Annotated in this window: 15 protein-coding genes and 1 pseudogene; 10 read left to right on the forward strand and 6 right to left on the reverse strand. The window is 68.5% G+C overall.

From position 1 onward, the window contains the following. Window positions 1-662 precede the first annotated feature (662 nt). Window positions 663-890 carry a hypothetical protein gene (locus DDE10_RS23640; protein WP_162806786.1) on the forward strand — a complete coding sequence of 76 codons (228 nt, stop codon included), beginning with the start codon at window positions 663-665 and terminating at the stop codon, window positions 888-890. Window positions 891-1,003: 113 nt separating this feature from the next. On the opposite strand, the gene DDE10_RS21870 is transcribed toward DDE10_RS23640, so the two are convergent. Beyond that, complete coding sequence (locus DDE10_RS21870; RefSeq protein ID WP_114954937.1) at window positions 1,004-1,186, reverse strand: hypothetical protein; 183 nt, start codon at window positions 1,184-1,186, stop codon at window positions 1,004-1,006. An 86-nt stretch (window positions 1,187-1,272) separates the two neighbouring features. On the opposite strand from DDE10_RS21870, the gene DDE10_RS21875 reads away from it, so the two are divergent. Next, the gene (locus DDE10_RS21875) at window positions 1,273-2,562 is read left to right on the forward strand and encodes an Hsp70 family protein (RefSeq protein ID WP_114954938.1); all 1,290 of its coding nucleotides are present in this window, start codon (window positions 1,273-1,275) and stop codon (window positions 2,560-2,562) included. 7 nt (window positions 2,563-2,569) lie between these two features. Further along, the gene (locus tag DDE10_RS21880; RefSeq protein ID WP_349356554.1) at window positions 2,570-2,989 is read left to right on the forward strand and encodes a ribonuclease HI; all 420 of its coding nucleotides are present in this window, start codon (window positions 2,570-2,572) and stop codon (window positions 2,987-2,989) included. Between the two features lie 515 nt (window positions 2,990-3,504). On the opposite strand, the gene DDE10_RS21885 is transcribed toward DDE10_RS21880, so the two are convergent. Continuing rightward, on the reverse strand, window positions 3,505-4,701 hold the full coding sequence (locus DDE10_RS21885) for a DUF418 domain-containing protein (protein ID WP_162806787.1): 1,197 nt from the start codon (window positions 4,699-4,701) through the stop codon (window positions 3,505-3,507). Between the two features lie 228 nt (window positions 4,702-4,929). Here DDE10_RS21885 and DDE10_RS21890 point away from each other — a divergent pair, with 228 nt between their 5' ends. The 3 genes from DDE10_RS21890 to DDE10_RS21900 all read left to right on the forward strand — a co-directional run bounded on the left by DDE10_RS21890 (window position 4,930) and on the right by DDE10_RS21900 (window position 8,880). Beyond that, window positions 4,930-5,520, forward strand: a complete 591-nt coding sequence (locus DDE10_RS21890; RefSeq protein ID WP_114954940.1) for an outer membrane protein — start codon at window positions 4,930-4,932, stop codon at window positions 5,518-5,520. 279 nt (window positions 5,521-5,799) lie between these two features. Continuing rightward, window positions 5,800-7,347 carry an N-acyl-D-amino-acid deacylase family protein gene (locus DDE10_RS21895; RefSeq protein ID WP_114954941.1) on the forward strand — a complete coding sequence of 516 codons (1,548 nt, stop codon included), beginning with the start codon at window positions 5,800-5,802 and terminating at the stop codon, window positions 7,345-7,347. An 855-nt stretch (window positions 7,348-8,202) separates the two neighbouring features. Beyond that, window positions 8,203-8,880, forward strand: coding sequence for a transposase (locus DDE10_RS21900; RefSeq protein ID WP_114954942.1), 678 nt, complete (start codon window positions 8,203-8,205; stop codon window positions 8,878-8,880). A 273-nt stretch (window positions 8,881-9,153) separates the two neighbouring features. On the opposite strand, the gene DDE10_RS21905 is transcribed toward DDE10_RS21900, so the two are convergent. The 3 genes from DDE10_RS21905 to DDE10_RS21915 all read right to left on the reverse strand — a co-directional run bounded on the left by DDE10_RS21905 (window position 9,154) and on the right by DDE10_RS21915 (window position 13,925). Beyond that, complete coding sequence (locus tag DDE10_RS21905) at window positions 9,154-10,239, reverse strand: PepSY-associated TM helix domain-containing protein (RefSeq protein WP_114954943.1); 1,086 nt, start codon at window positions 10,237-10,239, stop codon at window positions 9,154-9,156. Continuing rightward, window positions 10,239-12,464, reverse strand: a complete 2,226-nt coding sequence (locus DDE10_RS21910; RefSeq protein ID WP_114954944.1) for a TonB-dependent receptor — start codon at window positions 12,462-12,464, stop codon at window positions 10,239-10,241. Before DDE10_RS21910 ends, DDE10_RS21905 begins: the two co-directional genes overlap by 1 nt. A 150-nt stretch (window positions 12,465-12,614) precedes the next feature. Next, entirely contained in the window at window positions 12,615-13,925 is a 1,311-nt protein-coding gene (locus tag DDE10_RS21915; RefSeq protein ID WP_162806788.1) for a DUF2254 domain-containing protein, read from the reverse strand. 202 nt (window positions 13,926-14,127) lie between these two features. On the opposite strand from DDE10_RS21915, the gene DDE10_RS23645 reads away from it, so the two are divergent. The 3 genes from DDE10_RS23645 to DDE10_RS21930 all read left to right on the forward strand — a co-directional run bounded on the left by DDE10_RS23645 (window position 14,128) and on the right by DDE10_RS21930 (window position 18,196). Next, window positions 14,128-14,814 (forward strand): helix-turn-helix domain-containing protein, encoded by a 687-nt coding sequence (locus DDE10_RS23645; RefSeq protein WP_162806789.1) that lies wholly within the window; start codon window positions 14,128-14,130, stop codon window positions 14,812-14,814. A gap of 90 nt (window positions 14,815-14,904) precedes the next feature. Beyond that, complete coding sequence (locus DDE10_RS21925; protein ID WP_162806790.1) at window positions 14,905-15,885, forward strand: dipeptide epimerase; 981 nt, start codon at window positions 14,905-14,907, stop codon at window positions 15,883-15,885. 100 nt (window positions 15,886-15,985) lie between these two features. Continuing rightward, window positions 15,986-18,196 (forward strand): TonB-dependent receptor, encoded by a 2,211-nt coding sequence (locus DDE10_RS21930; RefSeq protein WP_114954947.1) that lies wholly within the window; start codon window positions 15,986-15,988, stop codon window positions 18,194-18,196. Between the two features lie 16 nt (window positions 18,197-18,212). Here the strand turns inward: DDE10_RS21930 and DDE10_RS21935 are convergent. Beyond that, window positions 18,213-18,392, reverse strand: a pseudogene (locus tag DDE10_RS21935) (DUF899 family protein); the annotation flags it as partial. A 128-nt stretch (window positions 18,393-18,520) separates the two neighbouring features. Between DDE10_RS21935 and DDE10_RS21940 the strand changes: the two are divergent. Beyond that, the gene (locus DDE10_RS21940) at window positions 18,521-19,408 is read left to right on the forward strand and encodes an SAM-dependent methyltransferase (protein WP_114954949.1); all 888 of its coding nucleotides are present in this window, start codon (window positions 18,521-18,523) and stop codon (window positions 19,406-19,408) included. The last annotated feature ends 17 nt before the right edge of the window (window positions 19,409-19,425 follow it).

Below are 19,425 nucleotides of genomic sequence, written 5' to 3' on the forward strand. Positions count from 1 at the left end.
TCCGAAACGTCCAATCCGAGGTACATAGCCATGGGTCCATCCTCCTCCTTGAAGCGGCTTCGTGCCGACTTCGTATCAGCAGGAGGATGGGCCTACCTCAATTACGCCATGTCCCCGGAACTCTAGCCTGCGCCCGGTCGGACCTGACAGTGCCCGGAGGTGACGCGAGGCGTGGAACCAATGATGCGGGTCAGACGAATTTCAAGCGTCGCTCGCACGACAGTCCAGAGAACAGCGCGTCCGACCTCCGGATCCTCTGTCCACATCATATGTCGGGAGTCGAACTCAGCCGTCCGGGCAAACCTGTGCCGTAGGGACGGAATGTCCACCGCTACCTCACGGTTGCTTGCATCATAAGTCACATTGACCTCGACCGGTTGACCAGTTGAAGTCTGAAGGGCGCAAGCCCACTCCGCAGAGGTAGAGGGAGATGGCGCGCCCGGGACAACGCCATCTGCTGTGACGTTCTGCATAGCAGCAAGCAGGCCAATGGTTATAAGCGAAGCGGACAAGACGAACCTTCCGGGGGGATTGCTCTCGAGACGGCCTATCACGCTTTTGCAGCTATGCAATGTCTGCAATGCGTCGCAGCTTCCACCCACCCCAGCCAAGCTGAAAACGACCCCATTGCGGTCATTAGCACCGGGTGCGAAACTCCGCTGATGAACGGTCAGACCGCACCCCATTTGCAACTTGATGCAAGCATCGGCTTCGATGCCATGCGGCTATTCTTGAAGACGTATTGGGAACGCGGCGGCCGAGCTTCGGACGATCTGGCAGTCCTGCTCGGTGGGCTTGAACGGCTTGAAAGCGACGGCATGCCGCTTGACCCAGCTATGTGGTCCGACTGGGTCGAGGCTGTAGAGCAAGCCTGGTCGAACGTCCGATAATCACCCCATTTGACCGCTTACCGCTGAGTCCTGGGCTCGACAAAGCTGACTGTCGCCTATCGGCTCCCGGAGCTCCTGAACGGACGGTCCGCTCCCGGCCAGAATGGGTCGAGCTAGTTCAGCGCCTGGACGCGTCGCAGGAACTTGCCCTTGGTCCGGCTGGTCAAATGGAACTGGCGGCAGCGGTCGCAGCGGTAAGGCAGGAGCGAGAGCCCGGAGCGTCGCATCGCCGCACGCGCGTCCTCCTCGAATGCAAAGCGTGCCTTCTTCCTGCAGATGCTCTCCCGCGTTCGCATCCATATGCTTCTGCCCGAACGGTGCCCACGGTACCAGAGCGAACGGCTTTGTGATCGGGGCAAGCGGCCGCTAGTCACCGCTGCCCATGACGAACCTCGCGCCCCATGCCGTCCTCGGTCTCGACTTCGGCACGACCAACACGGTCGCGGCGATCGCCCGGGGCGGCGGGCCGGCGCTTGTCCCGCTCGAGGGGCCACTGGGGTGGAACCCCGTCTTCAGGTCGGCGCTCTGTTTCTGGGAGGACGGGGGTCATGTGGCCGTCGAAGCAGGGCCCTGGGCGATCGCCGAATATCTCGAATTCCCCGAAGGAAGTCGCTTCATCCAGTCGTTCAAGACGGTCGCGGCCTCGCGGACCTTCCAGCATGCCACGATCTTCGAGCGCCGCCATCGATTCGAGGATCTGGGGCGGATCTTCGTCCGCAAGCTGTCCGAGCGGTCCGGCGGCGCGGTGGATGGCGGTGCTGGCCGCGTCATCGTCGGCCGCCCCGTCTCCTTTGCCGGCCACCGCCCCGACGAGATCCTCGCGCGCCAACGCTACGATGCCGTGTTCGCCGGATTGGGCGCCGAGGTCCACTATGTCTACGAGCCCCTGGGAGCCGCGTTCAGCTTCGCGTTCGGCACCTGTGATCCGGCGACCGTCCTCGTTGCCGACTTCGGAGGCGGCACCAGCGACTTCTCGGTCGTGCGGATCGCGGCGCCCGGTGCGGCGAAGCGCTGCGTGCCGCTCGGCCATGCCGGCGTCGGCATTGCCGGCGATCGCTTCGATCAACGCATCCTCGACAAGCTTGTGATGCCGCTCCTGGGAAAAGGCGGGTCCTACCGGTCCTTCGACAAGGAGCTGGAGATCCCCGCAGGCTGGTTCTCGGACTTCGCGGATTGGTCGCGACTCGCTTTCATGCGCAACCGGAAGACCCTCGCGGAACTCGCCAGTCTGCGCCGTGCCGCCGTCGATCCCGTCCCGATCGATAGGATGATTGCCGTCATCGAGCAGGAACTCGGCTATCGCCTCTATGAGGCGGTGGGGCAGGTCAAGCGCGACCTTTCGTCGGCAGAGACGGCGCGCTTCGAGTTCAGCGGGGGAGGGCTGAGGATCGAGGCGGAGGTGACCCGCGCCGCGTTCGAGCGCTGGATCGGGCCCGATATCGTCCGCATCGAAGAGGCCGTCGATCGCGCCCTGGCGTCCGCCGGCGTCCGCGCAGGGGAGGTGAACCGCGTTTTCCTCACCGGAGGCAGCTCGCTCATCCCGTGCATCCGACGCCTGTTCGAAACGCGCTTCGGCCCCATGCGGATCGCGAGCGGAAACGCGTTCACGTCGATCGCCCACGGCCTCGCGCTTATCGGACAGGAAGAGGATCTGTCCGCGTGGGCGGCCTGAAGCCGGGATGGCGGCGATGCGCTCGCGGCGGCTGAAGATCTTCTTCGACGGCGGCTGCCGGCCCAATCCCGGCAGGATCGAAGTGGCGGTCGTCGCGCGGGGTGCGACCTATTTCTTCGACGACCTGGGATGCGGCACGAGCAGCGATGCCGAATGGCTCGCCCTGCGGAGGGCCCTGCAGGTCGCGCACTCCCTTGAAGAGCCCGATTTCGAGCTGATCGGCGATTGCGCCCACGTCATCAGCCAGGCGAGCGGCCTGTCCAGGTGCCGCACCGCGGCCGCGCTGGATCATCGTGCCAAATTTCAGGGGGCCATGGCGTCAGGGAAGCCGAAGCGCCTGCGTTGGACCCCCCGGAACCAGAACCTGGCGGGCATCGCCCTTGCACGAAGACGCGGCCTTTCCTCGCACGAGGCCCCGACAGCCTGAACGAATGCCTGCGCCTGGGTGGCTCCGGTCGCGAGCAAGTCGCTCGCTTTCGGCCGGCTGCCGTCGCTGACGTGGCTGTCCCCGTCATCCTCACTTGCGCCATGTCGAGCGCAAGCCGGTGGCTGCCGGAATCGTCGAGCGGGCCGAGCACCGGGTCTGGTCGAGCGCACGCAGCCGTGTCGCGGGTGGGCGGGCCAAAGACGATCCGATGACCGACGTCGCCGCACTGGCGGCACACGTGCCGAACTGGCGGGCGATGCTGGGCCATGGCCTGGAGGCGAGCGATCTCGGCCAGGAGGGCGAAAGTGGCCGAGGCGATCGAGGCGCGGCTACGCACCGGCCGCCCGCTCGGCACCGAGCCGTGGATCGAGGCGCAGGAGGCGGCGCTGGGGCGACGGATCAGGCCTGCAAGGCCGGGAACCGAAGTCAAAGGCAGCGGTGGACAAAGGGAATTGAGAATTGTGTCCCCGTAATCGCGTTGCGGACACTCGTCTGTGCGGCCAACCAGCCAGGAATCATGCGGCGGAGAGAGCGGGCCTTCGTCCGTAGGTGGCGATGCGCCAGAGCGCCTCCGCCGGGCCTTGTTCGTGCCGGGCGAGCCACCAGCGGGAGAAGATCATCTGACCGGCAAAGATCGACAGTGCGACCGCGTAGAAGGCGGCGGGCTGCATCGTGCCTGCAAGCCCGAAGCCGATCCCGTAGAAGAAGACGAGGCCGATCAGCGAATGGGTGAGATAGTTCGTCAGGGCCATGCGGCCCACAGGCGAGAGATGCCGCAGGACCGGCCGTGCCCGCGGCCAGGCCAGCGCGAAAGCGGCGGCATAGGCCAGCGCCATCGGTACGGTCCCGAGGAGCGAGGGCCAGCTCTTCTGGTCAAGGCCGGGGAGCAAGGCGTAAGCGGCGCTCGCCGGGACGCCGATTGCAAGACCACCGGCCAGGACCCTCAGCAGCAGCTTGCGATCGTCGAACAACGTTCCTGCTGCGAGCCGGCGGCCCACCACCATGCCGAGCAGCATGACCCCCAGGACCTTGGGGATACGCCAGCTCTCGAGCCGCAGAGCCCACGAGATCGGCGTGCCGGTCAGCACCCAGGCGAGCCAGCCGGTGAAATCGTCCCGGCGCATCCATTCGAGCACCTTCCGGGGATCCGTGTCGATGCCGAAGCCTTGGGCGATCCACATGCTGAAGGACAGGAGGTGGGCGTGCGGCGCCCAGCCTGTCCAGGCGAACAGGGCGATGCCGGCCGGTGGCACGACGAAGATCAGGATCGCGGCTGCGGCCAGCAGGTTGCGTTCGCGCCAGTCGTGGAACAGCGGCAGCAGGAGGCCGAGCAGCGCATAGAGCGTCAGTATGTCGCCGTCCCAGATCAGCCACGAATGCCCGAGCCCGATCACGAGCAGCACGAGAACCCGGCGGCGATAGATGCGCATGCCCGCCAGCCCGCGGTCGCTCAGCCGCGCGAGCTGGAGCGCGAAGCCGGCGCCGAACAGCAGCGAGAAGAGCGTGTAGAACTTCCCATCGACCAAGAAGTGGTGGAAGCGATATTGCCAGGCGATGGAGTCGGCGCCGGCGAAGGTGAGGCGCTGCCCCTCCGTCATCATGATCCAGCCCGACCAATAGAGCATGTTGGCCAGCAGGATGCCCAGCAGCGCGAACCCCCGAAGCGCGTCCAGAAGCTCGATCCGCTCGGCCCGACCCGTTGCAGTCCCCATGGAGGCCACCCCCGCACGCCGAGATGTAACAGTTGATCGACGCCTGTCCAATGTCCCCTTTTCACCCGAGGCGGACGACAAGCCCCCCGGCCGGCGCCGGAGGTCTCGCCGAACGAATCCAGCCCCTTGGCCGGTCATCGCGCAAGGCACTCGCTTCGCCTGCCGGTTCATGTGGCGGCAATCCGGCAGGCGCCACGCGCCGGCTTTTCCCCTGACGGAGACCTCCAGATGAAGAAGTTGCTTACCCTTGCCGCGATCGCCGTCGGCACCGTCTCCACCCCGGCGCTGGCGCAAGACGGCTTCTATGTCGGCGCGATCGCCGGTTACGAGGGCATCGACGTCGAGACGGCGGACGGTTCGATCAGCGCGGATGCCAGTTCCGCGGTCTATGGCGTGAATGCCGGATACGATCTGGCCCTGGGCAGCGCCTTCGTCGGCATCGAGGGCGAGTTGTCGACCAGCGGCAGCTCGACCGAGTTCCCCGACAGCTTCGCCGGCGCGCGCGACGGCCTCGATGCCGATGGGCAATATTATATCGGCGCCCGCGCGGGCGTGGCGCTGACGCCCGGCATCGCCGCCTACGGGAAGATCGGCTACACGTCGCTGAGCACCACCGCATTCACCTCATCGGGCTCGCTCGACGAGCTCGAGGAAAATGCCGACGGCCTCCGCTTCGGCGCGGGGCTCCAGGTGCAACTGCCCGGGCCGTTCGAGGGGCGCGTCGAATATCGCCGCTCCCGCTACGAGGACGTCAACGACGCGACCTTCGGCGACGCGACCACCAACCAGGTGGTGGCCGGCCTGGGGGTGCGTTTCTAGTAGGAGGCTGCGCCCGGAATCGGCGCCGCCATGAACGGCGCCGATTCCGGCGGCTCGGCGCCGGACAAGGCTGTGAGCTGGCCGGTGGCCGCCCGCCGTCGCCGCCCTCATTCGCCCGCGGCGGGCCTTTCATGGACGAGGCCTTGCCGGACATAGCCCGCCGTCTTCGCCGCACCGCGCGAACGATGGCGCATGGCGCACGATCCGCATTGAATAGACGGCTCCCGGATCAGACGGCCTAAGAGAGACTCTGCTTGGGGCAGGTCCGGGGGGCGCATCGTGGACGACAGGCTGACGCGGCGGCAGATGATCGCGGGGGCGCTCGCCGGCGGCGGGCTGGCGAGCCTGGCGGCGCCCGCCGGCGCGCAGGGCGGCCGCTCGACCCTGTTCCGCGACGTCTTGCTCGTCGACGGCACCGGCGCGCCGGCGCGGCCGGCGAACGTCCTGGTCACTGGCGACCGGATCGCGCGGGTGGCGGCGCCGTCGCGCGAGCGCGTGCCGTCCGGCACCCGCGTCGTCGAGGGCGGCGGGCGAGTGCTCGCGCCGGGCTTCATCGATCTCCACACCCACGGCGATCCGCTGCGCAGCCGCTATGACGGCTTCCTTGCCATGGGCGTGACGACGGTCACCCTCGGCGTCGACGGCAGCGGCCCGGGGACGAGCGAGGATCTCGACACTGCCGCGTGGCGCCGGGCGGTGGGGCGCGCGCCGCTCGACACCAATGTCGCGTTGCTGGTCGGCCACGGCACGATCCGGCACGCGGCGGGAATATCGGATTCGGTCCGCCGGCCCGATGCGGCGCAGCTGCAGCGGCTGGCGGCGCAGCTCGAGGGCGAGTTCCGCTCGGGCGTCTTCGGCCTCTCCTACGGCCTCGAATATGTGCCGGGCATCTATTCGGAAGGCGCGGAGCATCGCGTCCTCGGCGAAGTCGTCGCTCGCCATGGCGGCGTGATCATGAGCCACATGCGATCGGAAGATGACGAGGCGATCGAGGCGTCGATCGACGAACTCGTCGCCTCGGCCGGCGGAGCCCGCGTCCATATCTCGCACCTCAAGGTGGTGTTCGGCCGCGGCGAGGCGCGCGCGCGCGCTTTGCTCGACTTCCTCGCCGCCAAGCGCCGCCAGGGCATCGACCTCACCGCCGACGAATATCCCTATGAGGCCGGCTTCACCGGCATCGCCATCCTGTTCCCGGAATGGGCGCTGCCGCCGACCGATTATGCCGCCATCGTGCGGGAGCGGCGGGCGGAGCTGTACGAATATCTCGACCGCCGCATGACCCGGCGCGGCGGCCCAAGCGCGTTGCTGATCGGGACGGGCACCCATGCCGGCAAGACGCTTGCGCAGATCGCCGAGGAGGCCGGCCGCCACCATGTCGACGTCCTCATCGACATGGGTCCCGAAGGCGCGATGGGCGCGCACTTCACGATGGACAAGGCGCTGCAGGACGCCTTGCTGGTCGACCGCCATGTCGCCTTCTCGACCGACGGCGGCCCCGGCCAGCGCCACCCGCGCGGCGCCGGCACCTATGCCATGCTGATCGAGGACTATGTCGTGCGCGACCGCAAGCTCACGATCGAGGAGATGGTCCGCAAGGCGACTTCCTATCCGGCGCGGATCCTGCGCCTCGCCGACCGCGGCACCATCCGCCCCGGCGCGAAGGCCGACCTCGTCCTGTTCGATCCGGCCCGGGTGCGGGCGCGGGCGACCTATGTCGATCCGTTCGCCAGGGCGGAGGGGTTCGACCTGGTGATGGTGAATGGGCGGGAGGCTTATTCGGAGGGGAGCAAGGTGGGGCGGGAGGGGGCTTTGTTGCGGGCGCGGTGAAAGGGGGCCCAGATCGCCGCCGCTCGCCGAGCCGAATGACGTGGAGTGCACCATGTTCCAGCGCGGATCGGTGGGAGGGCAGGCAACGCATTGCGCCCGCGCTATCGGACAATTGCCTGGGAAAATATCCGCCACTGCCCCCCGCGGCGTTCACAGGTATAGGTTGCGTGGTAGGTCATGGGCAAGCCGATGGCCCGGTAATTTTCCGCATACCAGTAGCGTACTCGCACCCGGACAATCTGGCGGTGGTTGCGCACCGGCGAAACGCGCCAGTTTCGAAGTTCCGACACATAAGTCGGACACGGACCATTCAGCCGTATATCCGTCCACTTTCCTTGCCCGGTTGAACGCGTGAAGCCATCCGACCAGGTCAGCCTCCCGATTTGCTCAGTGACTTGGCAATCTATAGCTTCATGCCAAGCTTGAATAACTCGAACACAGCTGTTGGCCGGAGCGGCAGCCGCACTCTCGCCAGGGCCTAGCAAAACGGCCGCAATCGCCAGCGATCGCGAAGATGCTCTTTCCAACCGGTGCCCCCAATCTGGTTCAGAGAGCTGTCACAAACTGGTCTTCTGCAAAGTTGGTCGACAATGGCACTTCCGAATGATTTGGGCTGCTTCCAGAAATCCCACGACGTCGAGCATAGGTCAAAGACTGAATCAGCCGGCGGCAGCGGCCGAGTGTCCGATTTGGACGGCGTCGCGTCGCTCACATTGACTGGGCGCCCGCCTCGCCACGCGGGCGGGCGGCTTATGCTGAGGGGAGCAAGGTGGGGCGAGAGGGCAGTTTGCTGCGGGAATACGGTGACAGTGCACTTTTATTGACACCGCAGCGGAGCCGTGAGAGGCTCCGCTCATGGCACGCCTTGCTCGCGCCGTCTTCCCCGGGGTCCCGCATCATGTGACCCAGCGCGGCAATGGCCGCGCCCGGACCTTCTTCAGCGACCAAGACTACGCTTTCTACCGCGACCTGCTCGCCGAGCATGCCGCCGCCGCCCGTGTCGAGGTCTGGGCCTGGGTGCTGATGCCCAACCACGTCCATCTCATCCTCGTGCCTCAGGACGAGGATGGACTGCGGCGGGCGCTGGCGCCGGTCCACCGCCGATATGCGGGGCACGTCCATGCTCGGATGAAGCGCACCGGCCATTTCTGGCAAGGGAGGTTCGGGTGCGTCGCCATGGATGAGGATCATCTGGGCGCGGCCATTCGCTACGTCGCGCTTAATCCGGTGCGCGCGCGCCTGGTCGAGCGGGCGACGGATTGGCCCTGGTCGAGCATCCATTCCCACCTTCACGGGCGAGACGACGGGCTGACCATGGCTGACGGGGTGCGCTCGCGATGGCCCGATTTCGAGGCGATGCTCGAGGCGGGGGAGGATGAGGCGCTGTCGCAGCGCCTGCGCCGCGCCGAGACGATCGGGCGTCCGGTCGGGAGCGATGCCTTTCTCGCGCGCCTGCAGCAGGTCAGCGGCCGCATGCTCGTGCCCGGCAAGCGCGGGCGCAGGCGGAAGGAATTAAGTGCACTGTCACCGTAATACTGGTGATTGTGAACGGAAGGGCGGCTTTATGCGGAGGGGAGCAAGGTGGGGCGGGAGGGGGCTTTGTTGCGGGCGCGGTGAGGCAAAGGTGCGAATGACGGCGGCTTGCCGGGTCGAATAGAATACACTGTCACCGTAATTAGGCGGCGGCCATGTGCCCATGTTCCCGAGCGCGTGCGTCACGCGAAAGCTCTTCTCATCCCCAAACCTGCGGATGAGCAACGAATGATAGGCCAACGCGGTGGACACTGCCATCTATGGGTTCATGGTCTAATCAGCAGCGATCCCCGCCATGGGCCCCTTTACCCGCACATTCTTCGCCCGCTTCGGAAACCAGAAGCTCCATGTCGCCAGCGTGCCCAGCAGCGTCAGGCTGAGGCCCGAGAAGGTGAGGAGGAGCTTCCACACGACGCCGCCAACCTTGCCCGCGTGGACAGGGTAATATTTCTCTTCGATCGCCGAGGCGGTGTCGCTCGTGCGGGGATCGTCGACGTCAATCACCTCGGCGGTGGCGGGGTCGAGGTGGACGTAGGTGCGGCCGTTGGGGGTCCATTCAAAATCCTGGCGCATCCGCAGCACGAGCGGGGCGCCGGGCTCGCGGGGGAGCATCAGGCGGCGGGGGAGGGCTTCGGGGAAGCGGGCCTGGGCCGCGGCCATGACGGCGCGCCAGTCGGTGCCGGGGCCGACCGGTCCCGTCGCCTGCGGGCGGGCCGGGGGCGTCGGTGTCTCCGCTGCCCACGGCGCAAGCAGCGTGTCCGACACAGGCGGGAAGACCATGAAGGCGCCGGTGAGGGCGCTCATGATCAGCATCGGCGAGGCGACGGCGCCGATGTCGCGATGCTGGCGGATGATCGCGCTCCTGGTCATCCGCACCGGCCAGAGGCGGAAGTCGAAGGTGCGGCGGACGCGCCACCAGAGGATCAGGCCGGTGATGGCGAAGGCTAAAAGGAGGAAAGCGAGGATGCCGGTGACGATCTTCCCGGTCTCGCCGAGGAAGAGATAATGGTGGAGGTCAAACAGCCACAGCTCCGGCCGTCCCCAGAGGCTGTCCCAGCGGTCGACGACCTCACCGGCCTGGTCGAGATAGGCGCCGCCGCCATCGGTATAGATCGCCTGATGGAGGCCGAAGCCGTGATCGGCGAAGGTGATGCGGCTGAGCGCGGGATCGAGCGCGACGGCCGCCTCGATCGCGGCGCCGGCGGCGGCCGGATCGGCGCGAAGCGGGTCATTCGCGCCGGGGAGGCCGATCCAAAATTCCTCCCAGACCAGGATGGTGCCGCTGAGGCCGAGCAAGGCCAGCAGGAGGCCGGCGAAGCCGCCGGTCCAGCGGTGGAGCCAGGCCAGCCAGCGCCGCATCAGAAAAGATAGTCCCAGCCCAGAGTGAAGGTCCGCCCGCGCCCGGCGAAGAAAGCGAGATTGTCGTTCGGCAGCCGGGTGTCGCTATTATAGTCGATATATTGGGCGTCGAGCAGGTTCTGGACGGCGAGGCTGAGGCCGCCGAAGCCGGTATCGTAGCGGGCGTAGAGATCGACGACCTCGTAGCCGCCGAAATCGTTGCGCGGGTCGCGGATGCGGCCGACGAAGCTGCGCGACAGGTAGAACTGGCCCTGGAGGCGCAGCGAGAGCGGTCCGCGATCGAAGGTGGCGGCGAGGTTCAGTCGGTCCGGCGAGATGTTGACCCCGTCGAGATCGGTGTCGACGATCCCGTCCTCGGGGCTGTCGCTGTCATAGCGGCCCTCGAGATCGGCATAGCCGGCGGAGACGCGCAGGCCCTCGATCGGGGTCTGGACGGCGAGGTTGATCTCGAGCCCCTGTATCTCGACGCGCAGGCGCTGGACGTCGAAGACGCGGTCGGGATTGAGGATGAGGAGCTGGCCCTTGTCGCTCGACGACCAGAAATAGGAGACGCTGGCGTCGAGCGGGCCGCGGCGGACCTCGAGCCCGATCTCGCGATTGTTGGAGACGATCGGGCTGATATCGAGGAAATTGTCGATGTCGATTCCGGGGGTGCCGATCGAGCGGGTGATGCGGCCGACGTCGGGGACGGTGAAGCCCTCGGCATAGCTGGCATAAGCGCGGAGGCCCTCGATCGGCTCGACGATCGCTCCGCCGTTCAGCAGCACGTCGTCGAATTCCGGACTGCCGCCGGCGACGTCGACGCCGCCATAGCTGCCGAGCGTCGAGAGGGTGGTTGAGGCGATGGTGCGGTAATCGCCGATCTCGATCCGGATATTCTCCCAGCGCGCGCCGCCGGCGAGGCGCAGCAGGCCGTCCATCAGCCGCCAGTTGAGCTGGGCGAAGGGGGCGAGGCTGCGGAAATCCGTGGGCGGCACGTAGACGCGGTCGGTGGCGATCAGCTTCTGCTCGGTGCGGTCGAACAGGGCGTCGAAGCCGAGCGTGGCGGTGAGGTCCTCGAAGCCCGGAAGGGCGCGCTCGTAGCTGGCGCGCAAGCCGAGCTTGCGCGAGCGGTTCTCGGTCTGGTCGAACAGGGTGCCGACCGGGCCGATGCTCGGGTCCTGCTGGCTGGGCTGCGGATTGACGTCGGCGCCGAACGTCTCCTGGGTGCGGCTGACGAAGAGCTGGCCGACGAAATTGCCGCCCCACAAATCGGTGTCGGTGAGCGACAAGGACGCGCTCTCGGCCAGGTTGGTGGGGGGAGTCAGAGGCGGATCGCCGCGGCGCGAGCTGGTCGGAAGGCCGGTCAGGCGGTTGCCGGCGACGGGGACGTAGCGGTGGCGGCCCTCGAGCTCGAAGCGCGAGAGGATGAGGTCGAGCCGGGCGCTGGACGAGAGCGCGTAACCGAAGCGGCCGAACAGGGAGACCGAGTCCGAATCCATCGTCTCGCCCTGGGTGAGGTTGATGCCGACCGGGCGGCCCTCGCCGTCATAATAAAGGCCGCGCGCCTCGTAGGCGGCGCCGGCGGAGGCGTCGAAGCGGCCGGCGCGATATTGGAGCAGGGCCGCCGCCTTGGCGCCGAAGCCGTCGTCGGCGAAGCCGTCGGCAGCGCTGCCCTGGACGAGCACGCGCCCCGAAAGCCCTTCGCGGCGGGGCGCGCCGACGGTGACCTGGTTGACGATGCCGCCGGTGCCGCCGATCCCCTGCAGCGCGTTGGAGCCGTAGATGAGCTCGACCCGGTCGACGAAGAAGCCGTCGATGGTGAAGCCGTCGCGGCTGCCGTCGCGCAAGGGCGTCGATTGCGGAATGCCGTTGATCGCGTAGAGCGGCGAGCGGCCGCGCAGCGTCTCGCCGGCGCCGGAGAGTTTCTGCCGGGTGGGCGAAAAGGAAGGCGTGAGGTTGGCGACGGCGTCGGTCACCGATCCGGCGATCGCGACCTGCTGGTTGAGCGTCTCATTGTCGATGATGTCGACGGTGAGCGGCAAGGCCGAGGGGGGCAGGGCCGTGCGGGCGGCGGTGACGACGATCGGGTCGGCATCGTCTTCCGCTGAATCGGCCTCGGTCGGGTCCTCAGTCTCGATCTCCGACCCGATGGTGTCGGTCGCCGGCGGCTCGGTCTGGGCCGAAGCCGGCGCCGCGGCCAGCAACGCGGCCGCCGACAAGCTGCTGAGCAAGGTGAAACGCATGACATCCCCCGTCCGAAAAGCGCGCGTCGGGTAGCCAGCGAAACGGATTGTTGCAAGTGATTATCAGTAGCGTACACGGAAGCGACGATTGGCAACCGCCGTGGCCACCGCCTCGAAGCGGCCGAAGCCGGCTTCGGCCGACGCTGATATTCAGCCGCCTTCGGGCGCGGGGGCGAGGAGCGCGCGGCGCGCGCGATCATAGGCTTCCTCGACGTCCTGCCGGTCCTCGCCTTCCCCGATCTCGCGGCGGGCGGCCGACCGGGCGAGCTCGGCCTGGCGCCTCAAGGCCGCTCTCTGCTCTTCCGTCCGCATATGCTCGGCCAGGGCCTCGATCGCCTTCAGCAGGTGGATGAGGATAGAGGGCATTGAGGAGCCCGCCTGCCGGATCTGGTTGAACGCCGCGTCGACCGCGCCGGCATAGGTGGTGACGTGCCTGATCACCCGCAGATCGCCGTCCGCGCCGGCGAGCGCCGGGGGCGGCAGCGTCCGGCCGGCGAGCCTGGCCAATCCGCCCCGCAGGCGATCGATGACGGCCATCGCCGTGAACGGGTCGTTGATGCCGGGGGAGAGCGCGCGGACAGCCACCTCCACGAGGTGGCGCACGGCGAATTCGAGGTCCTGCGTGGGCGTGCGGCCGTCCCCGCTGACGATGAACCGGCCGATCTCCCTGCGCGCCGCCTCGACATCCGCCGGAGCCGGCATCACCGAGACCTTGTGGTCGCCTTCGACGACGAACTCGCCCGGACGGAAATCGAGCCGCACCACGGATCCGTTCTTCTCGGCCCAATCGACGATCTTCGCAAACTCGACCGACTGGACATAGCCTTCGCGGGGAAGCCGGATCTTCGCCGCGCAGCGGTCGAAATCCGGCGGCAGCTCGCCCGGCGGCGCGTCCGCGGCGCCCAGCGGAGGGAGATCGCTTATGGCCGAATTGAGCTCGTGGCGAACCCGCCGGACCACCTCGTCGGCGGCGATCAGGCTCGCCACGCCCTGGATGAAGGCGAGCAGAGCGAGGACCGAGAGGAGCGCCAGCAGGCTTCCCAAAGCGACCGCGACCTCCGGCACCGCCGCCGCCGGCGCGGCGCCGCGCAGCGCCCGCAGCACCAGCAGCAGATAGACGATCGTCATGACGAAGACGCCGAGCACGAACTGCGTTCGCCGATCCAACCGGAAGATCCTGATCAGCCTGGGTCCGAAGGAATTCGCCGCCAGCGAAAGCGCCACCACCGTCACCGAGAAGGCGATGCCGGCCATGGCGATCACCGCGGCGAGCAAGGTCGAGATCAGATTGCGGGCGTCCTCGCCGCTGCCGCTGGCGATCCACTTTGCCCAGCTCTTGCCCGATCCGAGGGAGAAATCGAGGGCCGCCACGGCCAAGCCGATGCCGATCAGGAACATCAGCGCCGGCACGAGCCACAAGCTCGTCCTCACCGCATCCGCGCTGACGCGGAGCCAGTTCATGATTGCGGCGCCCATGACCGTCGAACGGCTCAGCCGCCGCAAGGTTCTACCCCGCCTTCGGAGGAAGCGACAAGCCGGTCGGTCCGGCTCGGCCGTTCCGGCAGGACGCCCGCCATTCGGCCGCAAGGCATCGCCATTGCCGGGATGGCGCCGCGCGCCGCCGCCAACTACCAAGGCCCCGTTCGAAGGAGAGTGGATCGGAATGATCAGGCGAAAGGCCGGGTCCGCGTCGGAAGGGTCGGTACAGGGCACGATCGGCGCGCACCTGCGGGCGCTGCGCAAGCAGCGGCGGATGACGCTCGAGCAGCTTTCCGAGGCGACCGGCATCTCGGTCTCGTCGCTGTCGCGCATCGAGAACACGCAGCTCGGCCTGACGATCGAGAAGGTCGAGACGCTGGCGAGGGCGCTGGGGGTGACGGCCGAGGCGTTCGTCTCGCGCGCCCCCCCCGGCGGCGCGGCCGCCGCGAGCGCCCCGGCGGCCCTGCGCTTCACGGTCGACCGGGCGAGCGAGCGGCAGGCCGCCCGCTATCGCGAGCTCAGCATCGAATATCTGTTCGAGCGTTGCGCCGCGCGCTCGCTCGATTGCATGCACCTCATCGTCCAGGCCGTCAGCATCTGGGAATCGGAGTTCGTCCGCCATCCGGGCGAGAAGATCATCTACGTGATCGCCGGCGCCGCCCTGGTCTATTGCGAGAAGCGGCCGCCGCTCGTCCTCGAGACCGGCGACTCGCTCTACATGGATGCGCCCGCCTGGCACACAGTGGTGGGCGTCAACGGACAGCCGGCGGAAATCCTCGTCACCGTCCTGCCCGGCCCGGATTCGCGCGGCCGCCCGTTCGAGACGCAGACCTTCACCCCGGAAAGCTGGGCCGCGCTCCAGGCGACGTAAGGCGACGGCGCCGTTCGCCGCGACCTTTTGCTTGAAACGCAAAGCCATCCGGTTTATTGCACAATCTGCAAAACAGGGGCGGGTGCAAGCGTGAGGCTGACGGTCCGGAAGACGTATGTCGAAGCCAAGGCGCCGGTCCGCGTCGCCTTCGGCACGATCGCCGGGCTGGAGACGGTCGAGGTCCGCGCCGAGCAGGACGGCCAGGTGGGCCGGGGGGAAGCCTGCCCGATGTCGATCTACGGCCAGAGCGCCGAGGCCAGCGTGCGCGAGATCGCGGCGATCGCCCCGGCGATCGAGGGCGGCGAGGTCGACCGCGCCGGGCTGCAGCGGGCGATGCCGCCGGGCGCGGCGCGCAACGCGATCGATTGCGCGCTGTGGGACCTGGAGGCGAAGCTCGGCGGACGATCGGCCTGGGCGCTGGCCGGGCTCGAGGCGCCGCCGTCGATCCCGTCGGACGTGACCATCGGCATCCTGCCGCCGGACGAGACGGCGCGCGCGGCCGCGGCGATCGCGGATGCGGCGATGGTCAAGCTCAAGCTCGGCAGCGACCACGACCTCGACTGCGTCCGGGCGGTGCGATCGGTGCTGCCTTCGGTGCCATTGTTCGTCGACGTCAATGCGGGATGGACGCTGGAGCGGCTGAACCGGGCCGCGCCGGCGCTCGCCGAGGCGGGCGTGTTCATGATCGAGCAGCCGCTGCCGCCGGAAGAGGACGACCGGCTCGGCGGCTATGAGGGCGCCGTCCCGCTCTGCGCGGACGAATCCTGCCACACGCGCGCCGATCTCGACCGGCTCGCCGGCCTTTACGCCTTCATCAACATCAAGCTCGACAAGACGGGCGGCCTCACCGAGGCGCTGGCCCTGGCCGAGGCCGCGAAGGCGCGCGGCTTCCGCCTTATGGCCGGCTGCATGCTGGGCACGGGCGTCGCGATGGCGCCGGCCTATATGGTCGCCTCGCTTTGCGAAATCGTCGACCTCGACGCGCCTTTGGTGGTCAGGGACCCGGCCGACGCCGCGCTGCGGCACGACGGGCGCGCCCTCCACCTGTTCGGACCGGAGCTGTGGGGATGATCCCGATGCTCCCGCGGCCGCGGGCGCCGCGCGGGCCGGGGGCGGCCGCCGGCGGGACAGGTCTTCGACGAATGGACAAGAGCAGAAGAGGAGCGGGGAGATGAGCACAGGTAGCGCGCGGCGGAGATGGCTCGCGGCGTCGGCCGCCGGCCTGGCGTGGATGCCGGCCGCGGCTTCGGCACAGGCGGGCGCGCCGTCCGACTCGGCCGGCGCGGAAGAGGAAGTCATCCTCGTCACGGCGCAGAAGCGCGAGGAGGACGTGCAGGACGTGCCCGCCTCGATCAGCGTCGTCGGCGGCGAGGCGCTCGTCCGGTCGGGGGCGACGCAGATCCAGGACTTTGCCGGATACGTGCCGGGCCTCCACGGCGAGAATCGCGGCACGGCCGGGGGCACGCGGGTCGCGCTGCGCGGCATTTCCCCGCTCGGCGCCAATGCCACCGTCGGAGTCTATGTCGACGACGCGCCGGTCGGATCGGCGACGCCCTATACCGAGAGCGGCGACTTCACCGTCGATCTGCTGCCCTACGACCTGGCGCGGATCGAGATCCTGCGCGGCCCGCAGGGGACGCTCTACGGCGCGAGCACGATCGGCGGCCTCATCAAATATGTGACGGTGGCGCCCGACCTCGACGACTTTTCCGGCCGGGTCGGCGCCGAGCTCTTCGGCATCCGGCATGGCGGCGAGGCCGGCTATGCCGTCCAGGGGATGGTCAACGTGCCGCTGGTCGAGGACCGGCTGGCGGTGACGGCCAGCCTCGCCCATCGAAGCACGCCCGGCTGGATCGACAATGTGCAGACGGGCGAGCGCGACCAGAATGGTTACGAGCAGACCGGCGGCCGGCTGAGCCTGCTGTGGCGGCCGGCGGAGGCGTTCACCGTCCGCCTGTCAGCCCTCTACCAGGAGCTCGACCAGGACAGCGTCAGCACGACCGCCCAGAGCGCGGCCGGCGTGCCCGTCGGCAACGGCCGGTCCAACTTCAACTATGTCGCCGAGCCCTTCCGGTCCGAGTTCGAATATTATTCCGCCACCCTGGACTATGATCTGGGGCCGGCGACCCTGTCCTCGACCACCAGCTTTTCGCGGATCGAGCGGTTCGAGCGCGTCGATGCGAGCCGGATCTTCGGGATCCTCTTCCCCTTGCTCACCGGCGGCGCCGTGCCGCCGGGGGTGACTCCGTTCGACAACCGGATCACGCTCGACAAATGGACCGAGGAGGTCCGGCTGACGTCGGCCTCGGGCGGCCGCTTCGAATGGATGGCGGGATTCTTCTACACCGGCGAGGAGGCGCTGAACGAACAACTCGTCTTCGCCCTCGACCAGGACCTCGTGCCGATTCCGGGGCTCGATCCGCTGGCGACCGTCGCGATCCCGTCGACCTATGACGAATATGCCCTGTTCGCCAATGCCACCTTCCGGATCACGGATCGCTTCCGGGTCACGGGCGGACTGCGTTGGGCGCATAACGACCAGACGTTCCGCCAGGTCTCGGCGGGGGCGATCGTGCCGGCGGCGGACCGGCCGGGCGAATCGTCGGAAGGGGTGTGGACCTACAGCCTCAGCCCGCAATTCCACTTCACCGAGGACATGATGGTCTATGCCCGGGTGGCGAACGGCTATCGCCCGGGCGGGCCCAACGTCGTCGTGCCGGGACTGCCGGCGACGGTCGATGCCGACCGGGTGACCAATTACGAGCTGGGCTTCAAGACGCGGCTCGCCGATCCGGCGCTGTCGATCGACGTCGCCTTGTTCCGGATGGACTGGACCGACATCCAGGTGCCGATCCAGTCGGGCGGCATTGGCGGCCTCGGCAATGGCGGAACGGCGCGCAGCCAGGGGATCGAGGCGGCGCTGTCGATCGAGCCGGCGCCGGGCCTCACGTTCGGCGCGAACGGCGCCTATACCGATTCGGAGCTGACGCAGGACGCGCCCGGCGTCGGCGGCCTGGCGGGGGACCGGCTCCCAAACATCCCGAAGTTCAGCGGCTCGCTCACCGCCGACTACAGCTTCCGCCCGGGGCCGCGGACCGAGGCCCGGATCGGCGCGGGGCTGCGGCATGTCGGCCGGCGCCTGTCGGCGGTCGAGAGCAATCCGCTGGCGGTGGGCGTTTCGGCCTACACCGCGCTCGACCTGAACGCCTCGGTCACGCTCGACGACCGGTTCACGCTGCGCGCCTTCGCCCGCAACCTGACCGGATCGGAGGGGCCCTCCTCGCGCACCCTGATCGCCGACGGGCTCAACCAGCCCGCCTATATCAACGCGGTGCCGCTCCAGCCGCGGACGATCGGGCTGGCGGTCGACGTCGCCTTCTGAGGCGTTCGGGCCTCGCTCAGACCCGGCCGGGCTCCGTCTGCAGATAGGGCGCGGGCGAGTCCTTCCACGATCCCTGGCGGCCGAGCGCGGTGACATTGAGATAGTTCCAGCTATCGCCCATCGGCTCGTCGCCGCGGCCGCTGGTGAAACAGGTGCGGAAGACGCGGCCGCCGTCGCCGATGAAAGCGCTGGTGCCGTGCCAAGCGCCGGGATGTCGGCTCGCTCAGCTTGAGGCGATGCCCGCGGAGGCGGCGCGATGGGCGCCGCTCGAGGATACACATCGGCGGCAAAAGGCCTTACGAACTGGGGCCGAGGTGGCCGACCATGGTTGATGACCGCCGAGAGATTCTGGGTGCCGGCGCCGGATGGGGGCCGTGGGTCCCGCGGCTCGCCGCGGCGGGGCTCACCCTGCTGATCGGGCTGTCGCTTCTGACCGGGATCAGCTGCCTTTCCCTGAACCAGACCCAATGCTCGATCTCGAGCCTGCTGAACGGGCGCGAGGATCTGGACGTGCCTTATGCGGGGACCCGGCCGGCGGTGGTGTCGCGGATGCTCGAGATGGCGGCGGTGCAGCCGGGCGACCAGGTCATCGATCTCGGCACCGGCGACGGGCGGATCCTGATCGCGGCGGCGCGCGAGCGCGGCGCGCGGGGGATCGGGGTCGATCTCGACCCGGCGCTGATCGACGCGGCGCGGGGCGCGGCGCGGCAAAGCGGGGTCGCGGACCGGGTGGAATTTCGGGTGGAGAATCTGTTCGAGACCACGCTCTCGCAGGCCGACGTGGTGACGATGTTCCTGCTGCCGGAGGTGAATCTGCGGCTGCGGCCGCGGCTGCTCGGCGAGCTGCGGCCGGGGGCGCGGATCGTCAGCCACGCCTTCGACATGGGCGAATGGCGGCCGGACGAGACGGCGCGGGTCGGCGGCGCCTGGGTCTATCGCTGGACGGTGCCGGCGCGGGCGGCGGGGACGTGGCGGTTCGTCGGCGAGGACGGGCGCGAGGGGGTGCTTCGGCTCGACCAGCACTTCCAGGCGGTGAGCGGGGACTTGCAGACGGAGGGCGCGGCGCCGGTGCTGGTGACGGGTAGGCTGGAGGGCGAGCGGATCGCGCTGGAGATCGGGGCCGGCGACGGGGAACCGAGGCTGGCCGGAATAGTGCGCGACGGGCGGATCGTGCCGGTGGATCCGGCGATGCGGTGGCGGGCGGAGCGATGACGCCGATCCTCTCCTGC

The sequence above is a fragment of the Sphingosinicella terrae genome, assembly GCF_003347635.1.
GTDB lineage: Bacteria > Pseudomonadota > Alphaproteobacteria > Sphingomonadales > Sphingomonadaceae > Allosphingosinicella > Allosphingosinicella terrae.

What these genes read in the sequence shown, in the direction of transcription:
- DDE10_RS23645 (WP_162806789.1), top strand. Translation starts at nt 14,128, where the DNA reads ATGATCAGGCGAAAGGCCGGGTCCGCGTCGGAAGGGTCGGTACAGGGC.
- DDE10_RS21940 (WP_114954949.1), top strand. Translation starts at nt 18,521, where the DNA reads ATGGTTGATGACCGCCGAGAGATTCTGGGTGCCGGCGCCGGATGGGGG.
- DDE10_RS21870 (WP_114954937.1), bottom strand. Translation starts at nt 1,186, where the DNA reads ATGCGAACGCGGGAGAGCATCTGCAGGAAGAAGGCACGCTTTGCATTC.
- DDE10_RS21915 (WP_162806788.1), bottom strand. Translation starts at nt 13,925, where the DNA reads ATGAACTGGCTCCGCGTCAGCGCGGATGCGGTGAGGACGAGCTTGTGG.
- DDE10_RS23640 (WP_162806786.1), top strand. Translation starts at nt 663, where the DNA reads ATGAACGGTCAGACCGCACCCCATTTGCAACTTGATGCAAGCATCGGC.
- DDE10_RS21910 (WP_114954944.1), bottom strand. Translation starts at nt 12,464, where the DNA reads ATGCGTTTCACCTTGCTCAGCAGCTTGTCGGCGGCCGCGTTGCTGGCC.
- DDE10_RS21880 (WP_349356554.1), top strand. Translation starts at nt 2,570, where the DNA reads ATGGCGGCGATGCGCTCGCGGCGGCTGAAGATCTTCTTCGACGGCGGC.
- DDE10_RS21890 (WP_114954940.1), top strand. Translation starts at nt 4,930, where the DNA reads ATGAAGAAGTTGCTTACCCTTGCCGCGATCGCCGTCGGCACCGTCTCC.
- DDE10_RS21875 (WP_114954938.1), top strand. Translation starts at nt 1,273, where the DNA reads ATGACGAACCTCGCGCCCCATGCCGTCCTCGGTCTCGACTTCGGCACG.
- DDE10_RS21900 (WP_114954942.1), top strand. Translation starts at nt 8,203, where the DNA reads ATGGCACGCCTTGCTCGCGCCGTCTTCCCCGGGGTCCCGCATCATGTG.
- DDE10_RS21930 (WP_114954947.1), top strand. Translation starts at nt 15,986, where the DNA reads ATGAGCACAGGTAGCGCGCGGCGGAGATGGCTCGCGGCGTCGGCCGCC.
- DDE10_RS21905 (WP_114954943.1), bottom strand. Translation starts at nt 10,239, where the DNA reads ATGCGGCGCTGGCTGGCCTGGCTCCACCGCTGGACCGGCGGCTTCGCC.
- DDE10_RS21885 (WP_162806787.1), bottom strand. Translation starts at nt 4,701, where the DNA reads ATGGGGACTGCAACGGGTCGGGCCGAGCGGATCGAGCTTCTGGACGCG.